Origin of the sequence: Kribbella sp. HUAS MG21, from assembly GCF_040254265.1 — a bacterium.
Taxonomy (GTDB): Bacteria; Actinomycetota; Actinomycetes; order Propionibacteriales; family Kribbellaceae; genus Kribbella.
The window spans coordinates 4,947,208-4,962,008 of sequence record NZ_CP158165.1 but is presented as its reverse complement, the minus strand read 5'-3'; the positions used below and the strand labels follow the sequence as shown (position 1 = coordinate 4,962,008).

General features: G+C 69.4%; 10 protein-coding genes. 7 read left to right on the top strand and 3 right to left on the bottom strand.

Annotation, left to right across the window (positions count from 1 at the left end; all coding sequences use genetic code 11):
- The first annotated feature begins 124 nt into the window (after positions 1 to 124).
- The 6 genes from glgX to ABN611_RS24225 all read left to right on the top strand — a co-directional run bounded on the left by glgX (position 125) and on the right by ABN611_RS24225 (position 5,594).
- Entirely contained in the window at positions 125 to 2,185 is a 2,061-nt protein-coding gene (glgX, locus tag ABN611_RS24250) for a glycogen debranching protein GlgX (protein WP_350281674.1), read from the top strand.
- 62 nt (positions 2,186 to 2,247) lie between these two features.
- The gene (locus tag ABN611_RS24245; protein ID WP_350274524.1) at positions 2,248 to 3,024 is read left to right on the top strand and encodes an SGNH/GDSL hydrolase family protein; all 777 of its coding nucleotides are present in this window, start codon (positions 2,248 to 2,250) and stop codon (positions 3,022 to 3,024) included.
- A gap of 45 nt (positions 3,025 to 3,069) precedes the next feature.
- Complete coding sequence (locus tag ABN611_RS24240; protein WP_350274523.1) at positions 3,070 to 3,483, top strand: MarR family transcriptional regulator; 414 nt, start codon at positions 3,070 to 3,072, stop codon at positions 3,481 to 3,483.
- A complete protein-coding gene (locus tag ABN611_RS24235) occupies positions 3,480 to 3,890 on the top strand; it encodes a hypothetical protein (protein ID WP_350274522.1) in 411 nt (136 codons plus the stop codon). The genes ABN611_RS24240 and ABN611_RS24235 overlap by 4 nt, the downstream gene beginning before the upstream one ends.
- 7 nt (positions 3,891 to 3,897) lie before the next feature.
- Positions 3,898 to 4,722: a MerR family transcriptional regulator gene (locus ABN611_RS24230; RefSeq protein ID WP_350274521.1), complete on the top strand. Its 825-nt coding sequence runs from the start codon at positions 3,898 to 3,900 to the stop codon at positions 4,720 to 4,722.
- A complete protein-coding gene (locus ABN611_RS24225; protein ID WP_350274520.1) occupies positions 4,722 to 5,594 on the top strand; it encodes a transglutaminase-like domain-containing protein in 873 nt (290 codons plus the stop codon). Before ABN611_RS24230 ends, ABN611_RS24225 begins: the two co-directional genes overlap by 1 nt.
- On the opposite strand, the gene ABN611_RS24220 is transcribed toward ABN611_RS24225, so the two are convergent.
- The gene (locus ABN611_RS24220; protein WP_350274519.1) at positions 5,548 to 6,765 is read right to left on the bottom strand and encodes an MFS transporter; all 1,218 of its coding nucleotides are present in this window, start codon (positions 6,763 to 6,765) and stop codon (positions 5,548 to 5,550) included. The two genes, ABN611_RS24225 and ABN611_RS24220, sit on opposite strands and share 47 nt — an antisense overlap.
- 162 nt (positions 6,766 to 6,927) lie before the next feature.
- Positions 6,928 to 9,522: an alpha-glucan family phosphorylase gene (gene glgP, locus ABN611_RS24215; protein WP_350274518.1), complete on the bottom strand. Its 2,595-nt coding sequence runs from the start codon at positions 9,520 to 9,522 to the stop codon at positions 6,928 to 6,930.
- A gap of 212 nt (positions 9,523 to 9,734) precedes the next feature.
- On the opposite strand from glgP, the gene ABN611_RS24210 reads away from it, so the two are divergent.
- The gene (locus ABN611_RS24210; RefSeq protein WP_350274517.1) at positions 9,735 to 11,723 is read left to right on the top strand and encodes an alpha-1,4-glucan--maltose-1-phosphate maltosyltransferase; all 1,989 of its coding nucleotides are present in this window, start codon (positions 9,735 to 9,737) and stop codon (positions 11,721 to 11,723) included.
- 769 nt (positions 11,724 to 12,492) lie between these two features.
- On the opposite strand, the gene ABN611_RS24205 is transcribed toward ABN611_RS24210, so the two are convergent.
- A complete protein-coding gene (locus tag ABN611_RS24205) occupies positions 12,493 to 14,748 on the bottom strand; it encodes a DUF222 domain-containing protein (protein WP_350274516.1) in 2,256 nt (751 codons plus the stop codon).
- Positions 14,749 to 14,801 lie beyond the last annotated feature (53 nt).

The following is a 14,801-nucleotide window of genomic DNA, read 5'->3' as shown; positions in this document are numbered from 1 at the left end:
CACTGCGCAGAGGCGTTCGCAACTACCGTCTCACGCACACAACCACCTCAGTATCGTGAACTCGCAACGACCTGTGCAGAATGTGCCGGTGAAAGAAGCGACCGCCGCCCCGAGCGCGCCCGGCCTGTCCCCCGACACCGGCCTGCGTCCCGGCGCAGTGGTCCAGACCGGCGGGACCACCTTCACCCTGTGGGCGCCGGCCGCGGAACGCGTCGAGCTCGCGCTGATCGCGGACGACGGCAGCCAGCGCAACCTCGACCTCACCCACACCGGCGAGTTCTGGACCGGGTTCGTCCCGGGCGTCGGTGCCGGCCAGCGGTACGGGTACCGCGTGCACGGCCCGTTCGACCCGTCGCACGGGCTGCGGTTCAACCCGTCGAAGCTGGTCCTCGACCCGTACGCGCGGGCGATCGACGGCGCGCTGGACTTCGGCAGCCCGCTCATCTACGACTCCTCCGACGGCGACTCGGCCGGGCACGTCCCGGTCGGCGTGGTGGTCGCGGACTCCGCGCCGCCGCCGCCGATCAGCAAGCCGGTGCACTGGGGCGAGACGGTCATCTACGAGCTCCACACGAAGGGGTTCACCAAGCTGCATCCCGACGTACCCGAGCACCAGCGCGGGACGTACGCCGGACTCGCGCATCCGTCGGTGATCAAGTATCTGACGGAGCTCGGCGTCACGTCGGTCGAGCTGCTGCCGATCCACCACTTCCTCACCGAGCCGGCGATCGCGGCGCGCGGACTGCCGAACTACTGGGGTTACAACACGCTCGGGTTCTTCGCGCCGCACGCGCCGTACTCGTCGTCCGGTTCGCGGGGCGAACAGGTGGCCGAGTTCAAGGCGATGGTCGCCGCGTTCCATGCCGAGGGCATCGAAGTGATCCTGGACGTGGTCTACAACCACACCGCCGAGGGCGGCTTCGACGGGCCGACGCTGAGCTTCCGCGGCATCGACAACCGCGCCTACTACCGGATCGGCCAGGGCGCGGCGATGTACGACGTCACCGGCACCGGCAACTCGATCGACACCTCGCACCCGCAGGTACGGCGGCTCGTGATGGACTCGCTGCGCTACTGGGTCGAGGAGATGGGCGTCGACGGGTTCCGGTTCGACCTGGCGGTGACGCTGGTGCGCAACGAGCGGCACGAGGTCGACATCCCGGACCACCCGTTCCTGGCCGAGGTCGCGGCGGATCCGGTGCTCGGCCGGGTGAAGCTGATCGCGGAGCCGTGGGACGTCGGGCCGTTCGGGTACCAGGTGGGCAACTTCGGGCCGCCGTGGTCGGAATGGAACGGCAAGTTCCGCGACAGCGTCCGCGACGTCTGGCGGAACACCTCCGACGGGGTGAAGGACCTCGCCTATCGCCTGTCGGGTTCCAGCGACCTGTACGGCGACGACGGGCGCTACCCGTACGCGTCGATCAACTTCGTCACCGCGCACGACGGGTTCACGCTGCGGGACCTGGTCAGCTACGACCACAAGCACAACGAGGCGAACCACGAGGACAACCGGGACGGCACCGACGACAACCGGTCCTGGAACTGCGGCGTCGAGGGCGAGACCGACGACCGGCAGGTGATCGCGCTGCGCAAGCGGCAGATGGCGAACCTGATGTCGACGCTGATCCTGTCCACCGGCGTGCCGATGCTCACCGCCGGGGACGAGTGCGGGCGGACGCAGCACGGCAACAACAACGCGTACTGCCAGGACAGCGAGATCTCCTGGTTCGACTGGTCGTTGCCGGCCGCCTGGTCCGATCACTTGGAGCTGACGAAGAAGCTCCTGGCGTTGCGGGCCGCACATCCGGCGCTGCGGCAGTGGCACTACTTCTCCGGGCAGCCCGTCGTACCGGGTGGCCGCAAGGACCTGTCGTGGATCGCGCCGCACGGTGGCGAGATGACCGACGCGGACTGGTTCGACGGGAACCTGCGGACGATCGGGATGTTCCTGCGCGGGGACGCGTTGCGGGCGACCGACGCGGAGGGCAACGCGCTGACCGACAGCTCGTTCCTGCTCGCGCTGAACGCGACCCCGGAGACCCGGAACGTCGTCGTACCGGACGCTTCGTGGGCACCGGCGTACGAGGTCGTGCTGGACACCAGCAACAGCATGGTGACCGAGGTGGAGGCCGGCGCGACGGTGCCGCTCGCGCCGCGGTGCCTGGTGCTGCTGCGCGCTCTCTGAGGTTGTTAACCTTCGCCTTGTACATTCGGCGGTCACCTTCTGTTCATCTCTGGGGGGGACCGATGTTCTTGCTGCGTCGTGGCCCGGTCACGCGGGAGCGAACCACTCCGATCGGGGCGCTGCACCGCGCGATCATGCGTTGGGGCGAGGCGGAGCGGACCAGCTCGCGGCTGGCGATCCAGCGATGGGTGGACGGCGTGGCGTACGTCGACGTCCAGGCACGGACGTACGCGGAGTACTGGACGCAGCAGAACACAGTCGCGCTGACCGCCGACGGACCGCTGTGGGTCGTCCTGGGCGACTCGACGGCGCAGGGCCTCGGGGCGTCGTCTCCGCTGCATGGGTACGTCGGACAGGTGCTGAACGCGTTACGCCGCAAGGGGACGCCTTGGCGCGTGCTGAACCTGTCGCGGTCCGGTGCGCAGACGCGGCACGTGCTGGAGGACCAGCTGCCGTTGCTGGATGGTCTGACGCCGTCTCTGGTGACCTGCGGCATCGGCAACAACGACATCCTCGCGACGCCGCCGAAGCGCTTCCGCGACCACCTCCGTCAGGTGATCGACCGGCTTCCCTCCTCCTCGGTAGTGATGGACCTGACCGTCCCCGACCGCTTCTGGCGCGTGGGCGGCGCGGTCAGCCCGTACGTCTCCGGCATCAACCAGCTGATCAACACCACCGCCACCTCTCGCGGTCTGCCGGTCGCCGAGGTCTCGAAGTACGCCCGCCCACCCTGGCGAGGCATGCTCGCCCCCGACGCGTTCCACCCCAACAACCTCGGCTACCGCCGGCACGCCGACGCCCTCCTCGCCGCTCTGCCCACCACTGTCCGCACCACCTGAGGAAAACTCGGCGACGGATACTACGGATCCGGATAATCTGGATCCGTGGAAAGTGATGAGTTGTTGCTGGTGTTGTTGCAGCGGGCGACGCATGTGACGTTGCAGGTGCTTGCGACGGAGCTGGCCGACCTCAGGTTGTCGGCTTCTGAGCTGAACGTGCTGGCGAATCTGGCGGATGGGCAGCCGCGGACGGTGTCTGAGATCGGGGTTGCGGCGGGTGTGCGGCCGACGACGTTGACCGGCGTTCTCGATCGGCTCCTGGACAAGGGCCTGCTGGCCCGCGCCGCCCGGGCCGGGGACCGGCGGGCGGTGGAGATCTCCCTGACGGCGGACGGGGCAAAGGCCGCCGAGCGGGTGGTGAAGGCCTTCAAGGCGGTGGAGGCGCGGGCGTTGGGGCCTGTGCCGGTGAGTCAGGTGAAGCAGGCTCGGCGGGTGTTGAGTGCGTTGGCGGAGGCGTGAACGTGTTCGACGAGCTGATGGGTGAGGTGATGTCGACCTCCGAGCGGTTCGGGCATCGTGAGCACGTGCGGCTGACCTGGCTCGCCGTACGGCGGTGTGGCACGGAGCGCGCGGTGGAACTGATCAGCGACGGGATCCAGCGCACGGCGCGGTACGCAGGAGCGCCGCAGAAGTACAACGCGACCGTGAGCCGGGCCTGGGTCGAGCTGACGGCGTACCACATGGCCGAGGTGCCCGGTGAGAGCTTCGACGAACTGGTGCACCGGAACCCGGGCCTGCTCGACAAACGGCTGCTGACGAGGTTCTACAGCTCTCGCGTTCTGGCGTCGCCGGCCGCACGGCACGGCTGGGTGGAACCGGACGTCAAGGCGTTCCCCTTTACCTTGCCCCAGGGGCAGGGGGTGTGATGGGCGCGTGTTGACGATCAGTGAGTTCGGGCGGCGGGCGGGGCTTTCGCAGAAGGCGCTGCGGCTGTACGACGTGTCGGGGCTGCTGGCTCCGGCGCAGGTCGACCCGGCGAACGGCTACCGCTGGTACGACGAGACGCAGCTCGAGCGGGCCCGGCGGATCAGTGTCATGCGGCAGCTGGACATCCCGCTGACCACGATCGCGGAGATCCTCGAGGGGACCGATGAGGAGGCGCTGATCCGGCTCGGCCGGTGGTGGGCAGCCGAGGAGGCGACCACGGCCGCGCGCCGCGCGACGCTGGGCTACCTGCGCGACCGCCTCTCCCGCTCCGGTACGACGGGACTCGCACCACGCCCGGTGCTGACCCGGGACGTGCCGGCGACGAAGATCGCCTCGATCCGGGAGGACACCGACCAGCAGTCGCTGATCGGCGTGATCGTGACCTGCACCGACGAGATCGTGTCGTACCTGCAAGGCGCCGGCGCGGCGGCGACCGTCGGATCGTGGGTGATCTACCACGGCGCGGTCACGCCGGAGGGCGAGGCGACGGTCGAGGTGTGCGTCCCGTTCGACGGGCTCGTGGACCCGTCCGGCCGGATCGGGATCCGCGTCGAGCCGGCCCACCGGGAGGCGTACTGCACGATCACGATGGACGAGTGCGCGTACCCGCGGATCATGCTCGCGTACGACCTCGTCCAGGACTTCGTGCGCGCGTCCGGCGTACCCGAGGCAGGTCCACCGCGGGAGGTCTACCGCCCGGACTGCCACCTGCTCCCCCGCGACGAACCGGCCGTCGACATCGCTCTGCCCGTTCTCGAGAGGACCCTGTGATGGACTACGCGATACAGACCCGCTTCAGCGATCCCGGCGTACACGCCGGTCTCTTCGACGCGCTGCCGGACGACGTCACCGAGATCGCCGCGGTCGTCCGCAACCTGCTGATCCACTACCGTGCCGGCGGCATCGAGTTCACCGGCGAACGCCTCGCCGAGATCGACAGCCGCTGGGTGTCGGCGATCCTCGCCACGGACCAGAAGCGCAACGGTACGGCGCTCGCGGTGCCGCGCGAGCCGGTCGACCGGGTCGTCGGATGCTGCCGCGACTACACCCTGATGTTCGTGTCGGCCCTGCGGCACAAGGGGATCCCCGCGCGCAGCCGGATCGGGTTCGGCAACTACTTCGCCGAGGGCTTCAACCACGACCACGTCGTCGCCGAGTACTGGAACGGCGACCGCTGGGTGATGATCGACGCCGAGATGGACCCGGCCGATCCGCGGTTCACGTTCAACGTGTCGGACATGCCGGCCGGCCCGTTCACGTCGGCGGCGGAGGTGTGGCTCGGGTACCGGTCCGGCGAGCTCGACGGCGACCTGTACGGCGCCAATCCCGACCCGGACGCGCCGTTGAAGCTGCACGGCGGCTGGTTCATCCACAACTACGTGCACTACCAACTCGCCCACCTCAACGGCGACGAACTGCTCCTCTGGGACAACTGGGGCGACATGTCCGACACCCTGGACAACGTCGACCTCGACCTGACCGACCGCGTCGCCCGCCTACTGGTTGCCTCCGACAACGGCGACGAGACCGCGACCAAAGAGGTCAACGACCTCTACCGCACCAACCCCGCCCTGACCTATGCAGGCCGCGCCTACGTCACCTCACCGGCGGGCGGTCCGTTCGCGTGGGTCGACCTCGGCTAGGCAGGCACAGCTGCGCGGCCAGCAGCCCCGCCGCGGCGACCACGACCCAGAGCAGCCAGGGACGGAACGCATACGCGGCACCGCCCAGAAGCGGTCCGGCACCCGAGCCGATCGTGTAGGCGACGCCGTACAGACCCTGGTAGCGACCCGCCAGCCGCGGCGGGGCCAGACTTCCGAGGTACGCCGCGGCAACAGAGCTGGTCGCCATCTCGCCGAACGTCCACAACACCACGGTGACGGCCAGCAACGGCATCCCGGCGACCAACCCGGTCGACGCGAGACCGAACCCGATGAAGAGGTTGCCAACAGCAAGTACGTGTTCGGCGCGATAGCGGGCGACCAGGCCGGTGAGCGGTAGTTCGAGTGCGAGCACGAGCAGGCCGTTCAGCCCGATCAGCAGACCGAAGTCGCGCGCGGTCAGCCCGACCTCGGTGACATGCAGCGGCAACCCGACGGTGGACTGGATGTAGACGAACTCGCCGACCAACGTCATCAACAGGAACCGCAGGAGCCGGCGGTCGGCGAGCGCCAGCCGGTACCCACCCGCACGGGCCTCTTCCGCGGTCTGAGCGGCCGAAGTGCGCGGAGCGTCCCGCAACAGGACCGCCATCACCACACCGAACAGCAGACACGCGACGGCGTTGCCGAGGAAGAGCTCCTTGTACGACGTACCGGCGAGCAGACCGCCGATGACACCGCCGAGCGCGGCGCCGACGTTCATCGCGAACCGGAACACCCCGAACGCCGCCAGCCGTTCCTGGGTACTCGTCACGGAATCCAGCAACACCGCCGCCGCGGCCGGGCGATAGATCTGCGACGTCACGCCGATCAGACCGACCACAAGGACGATGACCGCATACGACCCGAGGTACGGCACGGCCGCCGTGAGTCCGGCGGTCGGTACCGCGGACACCACAATCGTCCAGCGCCGCCCGAGCCGGTCGGCGAGCGAGCCGCCGATCGCGTTGCCGGCCACGTTGCCGAGCCCCGACATGCCCAGCACGAACCCGGCGGCCCCGGCCGAGTAGCCGCGCCCGGTCAGGTACAGCACGATGAACACGGGCAGGAAATTGCCGACCCGGTTGACCAGGATGCCGAGACTGACGATCCATACCCGCGCCGGCAGGCTCCGCAGCGCGTCACGGAACCGCGGCTCGACCTCGGTGCGCATCTGTTCTCCTCCTGGTGCCGGGACCAGGAGGAATCTGCTGCGGTGAGGACGGCCCGCACATCGGCAATCCTCCCTATGCCTGCGGCCGGCAGCGCCTTAGGGAGAACCAAAACACCCCCGCCTGGTGAGGCAGGCGGGGGTGTGTCTTTTGTGGTGGGAGGCTCAGAACTCCGAGCCGGCGGGCAGGTCGGGGGTTTCGGGGTCCTCGGGGTCGGACGGGCCGGCCGCCAGGCCGAGCTCCGCCGGGCTCGCGAGGCCCTTGTGGTTCGGGACGACGCGGACCGTGTACCCGAAGGGGCCGGTGCGGTCCAGCTTCAGCTCGCCCTCGTACCGGTGCCGGTTGCCGTCGTACGTCTCGGCCAGCGACAGCTGCGTCCGGACCGGGTCCGTGATCTCGTCGTTGGCGTCCACCCGGCCGTGCAGGACCTCGACGCAGATGTCGGACGGCGCCAGGTCGCCGAGCGCCGCGAAGGCGCGCAGGCCGACCGTGGTCCCGAGCTGCGGCACGTCGCCGAGGCCCTGGAGCTCCACGTGGTCGACCCGGATCTGCGGCCAGGCCGCCCGTACCTTCTGCTTCCACGCCGCCAGCTCGCGCGCACCGTCGTACGTCGAGTTCAGCGCCCGCGAGGACTGCGCCGCCGGGACGTACAGCTGCTCGACGTAGTCGCGCACCATCCGGGTCGCGAGCACCTTCGGGCCGAGCTCCTTGATCGTGTGCCGCAGCATCTCGATCCAGCGGCCCGGGACGTCACCGTCGTAGAACCGCGGCGCGACCTGCTTCTCGATCAGGTCGTACAGCGCGTGCGCCTCGAGGTCGTCACGCCGGTCGGTGTCCTCGATCCCCTCCGCGGACGGGATCGCCCAGCCGAACTCGTCGTCGTACCACTCGTCCCACCAGCCGTCGCGGATGGACAGGTTGAGCGCGCCGTTCAGCGCCGCCTTCATCCCGGACGTGCCGCAGGCCTCGTACGGGCGCAGCGGGTTGTTCAGCCAGACGTCGCAGCCCGGGTACATCGGCTGCGCGAGCGCGATGTCGTAGTCCGGCACGAACACGATCCGGTGCCGCACCTCGGGGTCGTCGGCGAACCGGACCATCTCCTGGATGAGCTTCTTGCCGCCCTCGTCGTGCGGGTGCGCCTTGCCGGCGATGACGATCTGCACCGGGCGCTCCGGGTGCAGCAGCAGCGCCTTCAGCCGCTCCGGGTCGCGCAGCATCAGCGTCAGCCGCTTGTACGACGGGACGCGCCGCGCGAAGCCCATCGTGAGCACGTCGGGGTCGAGGATCTGGTCGACCCAGCCGAGCTCGGCCTCGCTGGCGCCGCGGTTCAGCCAGGACTGCTTGACCCGCGCCCGGGTGTCGTCGATGAAGCGCTGCCGGAGCAGCCGCTTGGTCTCCCAGATCTGCGCGTCGGTGGTCTTGTCCAGGCCCTCGAACACCGAGTCGCCGTCGGCGGTGTAGTTCGCGTACGTCAGGTCGTGGACCTCGCGCGCCACCCAGGTCGGCGCGTGCACGCCGTTCGTGATCGAGGTGATCGGGACGTCGACCGGGTCGAAGCTCGGCCACAGCCCGGCGAACATGCCCCGGCTGACGACACCGTGCAGCTTCGACACGCCGTTCGCGCGCTGCGCCAGCCGCAGGCCCATGATCGCCATGTTGAACAGCGCCGGGTCGCCGCCCTCGAAGTCCTCGGCGCCGAGCTCGAGGATCCGCTCGATCGGGACCTCCGGGCCGAACACGTCGGCGGAGAAGTGCTGCTGGATCAGCTCGACCGGGAACCGGTCGATACCGGCCGGCACCGGCGTGTGCGTGGTGAACACGGTGCCGCCGCGGTTGACCTCGAGCGCGGTGTCGAAGTCCAGGTCCTTGTCGGCGGCCAGCTCGCGGATCCGCTCGATGCCGAGGAAGCCGGCGTGGCCCTCGTTGGTGTGGAACACCTCGGGCGCCGGGTGGCCGGTGATCCGGCAGTACGTGCGGACCGCGCGGACACCGCCGACGCCCAGCAGCAGCTCCTGGAGCAGCCGGTGCTCGGTCGAACCGCCGTACAGCCGGTCGGTCACCTCGCGCTCGGACGGCTCGTTCTCCTCGATGTCGGAGTCGAGCATCAGCAGCGGCACCCGGCCGACCTGGGCGACCCAGATCTGCGCGCGCAGCTCGCGGTTGCCGGGCAGCGTCAGCGTGACGGTCGCCGGGGCGTCACCATCCCGGAGCAGGCTGATCGGCAGCCCGTCCGGGTCCACCAGGGGGTAACGCTCCTGCTGCCAGCCCTCACGGTTCAGCGACTGCGCGAAGTAGCCGTGCCGGTACAGCAGGCCGACGCCGATCAGCGGGACGCCTAGGTCGCTGGCCGCCTTCAGGTGGTCGCCGGCCAGGATGCCGAGACCGCCGGAGTACTGCGGCAGCACGTGGGTGATGCCGAACTCCGGGGAGAAGTACGCGACCGCGTCGAGCGGCGAGCCGCCCGCGGTCTGGAACCACCGGTCGTCGGTCACGTAGCTGTCCAGGTCGGCTACAGCCAGTTCCAGCCGGCGCAGGAAAGCGTGGTCGTTGGCCAGCTCGTCGAGCCGGGCCGCCGGGACCTCGCCGAGCAGCTTGACCGGGTCACCGCCGGTGCTCCGCCACAGTTGCGGGTCGACGGCCTCGAAGACGTCCTGCGTCTCCGGGTGCCAGGCCCAGCGGAGGTTGTTCACCAGGGTGCCCAGGCCGGTCAGCGGCTCGGGCAGGACAGGGCGGACGGAGAATCGTCGTATCGCTCGCACCGGGACACCGTACCGGGCCGGGGTGCGCAAAACATCCTCGGGATGCATCGATCTTGCAACGCGAGCAAGATTTTGCAGCCCTGTGTGTCACCGACCGGTACTGGGAACCGATAACGTCAGCAGTGTCGTACGCGACGTAGTTACCCACCCCCGCCGGATCCTCAGGTTACGGGCCCGGCTCCACCCTCAGAAGGGGAAGGTTCGTCTACGCCATGACTGGGCGCATCCCGATCACCGACGTCACCCCGACCGTCGACGCCGGAGCGTATCCGGCCAAGGCCTCGGTCGGCGAGACGTTCACCATCGCGGCCACGGTCTTCCGGGAGGGCCATGACGCGGTGAACGCGAACGTCGTACTGACCTCGCCGTCGGGACAGACCAGACGGATGCTGATGACCCCCGTCGGCCAGGGCACCGACCGGTGGACCGTCGACGTCACCCTGCAGGAGCAGGGCGCGTGGACGTTCGCGGTCGAGGGCTGGAGCGACCCGTACGGGACCTGGCGGCACAACGCCGAGATCAAGGTGCCGGCCGGGATCGACGTCGACCTGATGTTCGCCGAGGGCGCCGCGTTCTTCGACCGCGCGGCCGCCGGTGTGCCGCCCGCCGTACGGGCCGACCGGTCCACGCTGAGCGATGCCGCGCACGCGCTGGCGAACGGCGCGCTGCCGCCGGAGGCGCGGCTGGCCGCGGGCATCTCGCCGCAGGTCCGCGCGGCGCTCGGCCGGTACCCGGTGCGCGAGCTGATCACCTCGTCGGAGACCTACCCGGTGTGGGTCGACCGGACGCGCGCGCTGTACGGCAGCTGGTACGAGTTCTTCCCGCGCTCCGAGGGTGCGACGTACGACGAAGAGACCGGTCACTGGAAGTCGGGCACGTTCCGTACGGCGGCACGCCGGCTCGAGGCGGTCGCGAAGATGGGCTTCGACATCCTCTACGTGCCGCCGATCCACCCGATCGGCCACTCGTTCCGCAAGGGCCCGAACAACACCCTCGACCCGAAGCCGGGTGACCCGGGTTCGCCGTGGGCGATCGGCTCCGAGGAGGGCGGCCACGACGCGATCCACCCCGAGCTCGGGACCTTCGAGGACTTCGAGTACTTCGTCGGCCGCGCCCGCGAGGTCGGCCTCGAGGTCGCCATCGACCTCGCCCTGCAGGCGTCGCCGGACCACCCGTGGGTCAAGGAGCACCCGAAGTGGTTCTCGGTCCGCGCCGACGGCTCGATCGCGTACGCCGAGAACCCGCCGAAGAAGTACCAGGACATCTACCCGATCAACTTCGACAACGACCCCGAGGGCATCTACGCCGAAGTACTGCGGATCGTCCGGCTGTGGATCTCCAAGGGCGTCACGGTGTTCCGCGTCGACAACCCGCACACCAAGCCGGTCAACTTCTGGGAGTACCTACTCGGCGAGATCCGCAAGACCGACCCGGACGTGGTGTTCCTGTCCGAGGCGTTCACCCGGCGGCCGATGATGCGCGAACTGGCGAAGGTCGGGTTCCACCAGTCGTACACGTACTTCACCTGGCGCAACGAGAAGTGGGAGCTCGAGGAGTACCTGACCGAGCTCACCCGCGAGAGCGCGCACTACCTGCGGCCGAACTTCTTCGTGAACACGCCGGACATCCTGACGGCATACCTGCAGTACGGCGGCCCGGGCGCGTTCAAGATCCGCGCCGCGATCGCGTCGACGTCGTCGCCCGCTTGGGGTGTCTACGCCGGGTACGAACTGTTCGAGCACGTGGCGCTGCGGCCGGGGTCGGAGGAGTACCTCGACACGGAGAAGTTCCAACTGCGCCCGCGGGACTGGGAGGCAGCGGAGCGCGAGGGCCGCACGCTGGCGCCGTACCTGACGCTGCTGAACAACATCCGCCGCCGGCACCCGTCGCTGCAGCAACTGCGCAACCTCACGCTGCACTCGGTCGACGACGAGGCGATCATGTGCTACTCGAAGCGCTCGACCGCCCCCGACGGCCACAGCGACACGGTCATCGTCGTCGTCAACACCGACCCGCACTCGGTCCGCGAGTCGATGGTCCACCTCGACATGGCCGCCCTCGGCATGCGCCCCGAGGACACCTTCACCGTCTACGACGAAATCAGCGGCGCCACGTGGCGCTGGGGCCAACAAAACTACGTAAAACTAGACCCCAACGGCGAGCCCGCCCACATCCTCGCCGTACGCCGCGGCCAGGCGTAGGTTTCGCGCGGGGAAGAGTCAGCCCTAGCGTGCTTCAGCAGGCAGGACCCACGCGTGCTCCGCGAGAGCTTGGCTCGTCGCCGCGCTCCTCACCGCCCCCGCTACACACGCTCCCACCCACCCTCCGCTTAGCGCGGCTTCTTCTGCCTCCGGCTGCCGCCGGAACTTTCCGGCTCCCACCGGGACTTTCCGGCTCCCGCCGGGAGTTGCCGGCTGCCGCCGGCGACTTGCGAGCTGCCGCTCGCGTTCGACTGCTTGGCCGACGTGCCTAGTCGACCTGACTGGGATGAGGTGCTCAGGCAACGGTCAACATCGACCCGGGCAGCACTGGCACGTAGCACGAGACACCGTCCACTCGGACGCGTCATTGAAACCCTGGCCGCGGCAGCACGGAGTACGGGATTCACCGAGACGGTAGGCGGATCAGCTGAAGACGCCGCTCGTTACGTCGGGGCTTGCGAACGAGTTGGGTCCTGAAGATGCCGCAACACCGCCGGAGCACTAGGTCCAGGTCGCGGCTGGCCTCGAGCGCCACGGCCGAGCCCGCCATCACCGAGTCCGCATCGCCGAGCGCGGCGCGCCGAGCCGACCAGGCGACGTGCGCTACGCGGACGCAGGTAGGTCGTTGTCGAGCGTCCTGGTGGAGTGGACCTGCACCGGATCGGATCGTCCTGCGTCCGGTCGCCTTCGTCCTCCTGGCTCTCTACGGTCCCGAGCGGCTTATGGGTAGCAGGTTCTGACCGGGCAGGCTTCCGCGTTGCGTCCACGCCTACGCGGCGCCGTCTTCCCACGGATCGAGACCCACAGCATGCGCCAATACCCGCGGCCGGTCCTGTATTCCCGGGTCCGGATCGGGCGCGGGGTCACCCCACGGGTCAAATGCTGTCGTTTCCGCGGCCCGCACCTGGGACGGCTCCGCCGCTTCCACGCCCGAGTCCGGCTCGGGATCGCTCCACGGGTCGAACGGCGTGTCCTGCCCCGCGATCGAGCGTGGCGCGTCCTCGGCCGCTGGGTGTGGAGTTGGCGGTGGGTCGTCGGCCCACGGGATGACCGGCACCGGAGCAGATGGTGGCGGCGAGCTCGGCCTGTCGCCGTGGGTGTCGCCGTGGGTGTCGCCGCCGGTGTACGGCTCGTTGGTGGCGGTGGAGTCGAGCGTGTCGTCCCACGGGTCCGGGTCCGCGGCATCCACCACCGACAACCAACGGTTGCCGGCGCGCTCAGAGTCCACGTCGGGTGTGTTCGGCCGTGGGGTGGGCCAAAGTGGTGGTCGGTATCTTCCCCTGGGCACGCGCGCGGGATCGGCCCAGCTGGGCCGGGTCACCTGAACGGCGCCGTCGACGATGCGGATCTTCCAGTGGCCTGAATGCAGGTCGAGGTGGTGGCGTTTGCACAGCAACACCAGGTTCGAGACCGCTGTGATGCCGCCGTCGATCCAATGGGTGAGGTGGTGAGCCTCGCATTGGATGGGTGGGGCGCCGCAGACCACGCAGCCTTTGTCGCGGGCATTGAGGGCTCGGCGCATGGGCCGGGTGACCAGGCGTTGGCTGGTGCCGACGTCCAGTGGTTGCGATTTCGAACCGAGGACGATCGGCAGGATCTCGGCGTCGCAGGCCAGCCGGCGGATCGTGGCGGCAGACAGGGTGTCACCGAAGACGAGCTCGCCGGTCGCGTTCGCCGTGGCGGTCTTCAGTGCCTCGTAGTCAATGGTCACACTGATGTGCGCCTTCACTCCATGGCCAGCCACGAACCCTTCACCAGAACCAGAACCAGAACCAGCGGACGCGGCCACAGGCTGGTTGGCGACCGGAGCAGCAACAACCGTGCCGTGAGCGTCCGGCGCATCGGCGGCGGAAGCAGCAGCGTCGGGAGCATCGGCAGTGTCGGGAGCAACGAATGCACAAGCGGTTTCCAAGTCCGGGAGTGGGTCTTGTGCCACTTCGGTCGATGGGCCTGCGGGCGCGCTGGCCGAGTCGCCGGCGTTGGTCGCCGCGTTGGTCGCCGCGTTGGTCGCCGCGTTGGTCGCCGCGTTGCTGACCGCGTTCGTCTCCGCGTTGGTGGCCGCGTTGGTGGCCGCGTTGGTGGCCGCGTTCGCGGCTCGCCCGGCGCCTGTGGTGGCGGCGGTGTTCAGGATCGTGGTGAGGGCGTCGGCCTGGCGCTTCTCGCGTGAGCGTGGGTCGAGTTCGCCGTCCACCGTCTTGTGGGGGCGGGCTCCGGCGTGGATGAGGGTGCGGAACAGTTCGGCGTTTTCGCAGGCCAGGTAGCCGCGGAAGGTGACGCCTTGTTCGGCGTTCTTCCACGACAACGACTCCCGCGCGTAGGCGAGTTTCTCGTCCGGCTCCGGGCCGTCGGGGTCGAGCAGGTCGATGATCTTCTTGCCCGCCGCGCGCAGCTGCGACGGCGTGTGCGTCGCGGCCAGGATGATCAGCTGCTGCTCGGCGAACTCGACGTTCTCGACCGGGACCGTGGTGGGGATCTTCGCCAGGACCGACAAGATCGCCTCGGCCTGTGCCGGGTGTACACGCCACCCGCCCGCCGCGTCGGTCGCGCCCTGTTGGGCGCCGAGTTCGGAGTCGTCCCCACCATCAGCAGGCTCAGCAGCCAGCCCCGTGTCGTCGGCCTGGTCGACCTGGTCCTCCCGATCCGTGAGGTCCGTGGGGACCGCGTCGCCGGCGGCGTCGATGCCGTCGTCGGTCCCGGGATCGAGGTCGGGGTGGGCGGTGGCGGGGTTGTGGAAGGGGATGGCGGGGTCGGGTAGGGCTGCGGAGGTGGCCGGGTGGGTGGACAGGGCGACGGCCAGGCGGACCGTGCGGCGGGCGGTGGGCAGGTCGATGCGGTAGCGCTCGCTCAGGAGGCGGGCGGTGTCGCCGGCGCCGATCTCCTGGGCGTAGCCGTTGCGGTCCAGTTCGGCGATCAGCTGGAGTTCGTGGGTCTCCAGGCGGGCGCGTTCGGCGACGTTCGCGTCGAGGGCCGACAGCTTCTCGCTGTCGTTCATCGCCCATACGGGGCGTTCGCCGAGGATCTCCATACCGGTAAGACTAGACGGAGCCACCGACGGTTTCTGGGGTGAGAAGCCCTTGT

What these genes read in the sequence shown, in the direction of transcription:
- ABN611_RS24210 (WP_350274517.1), top strand. Translation starts at nt 9,735, where the DNA reads ATGACTGGGCGCATCCCGATCACCGACGTCACCCCGACCGTCGACGCC.
- ABN611_RS24245 (WP_350274524.1), top strand. Translation starts at nt 2,248, where the DNA reads ATGTTCTTGCTGCGTCGTGGCCCGGTCACGCGGGAGCGAACCACTCCG.
- ABN611_RS24225 (WP_350274520.1), top strand. Translation starts at nt 4,722, where the DNA reads ATGGACTACGCGATACAGACCCGCTTCAGCGATCCCGGCGTACACGCC.
- ABN611_RS24220 (WP_350274519.1), bottom strand. Translation starts at nt 6,765, where the DNA reads ATGCGCACCGAGGTCGAGCCGCGGTTCCGTGACGCGCTGCGGAGCCTG.
- ABN611_RS24205 (WP_350274516.1), bottom strand. Translation starts at nt 14,748, where the DNA reads ATGGAGATCCTCGGCGAACGCCCCGTATGGGCGATGAACGACAGCGAG.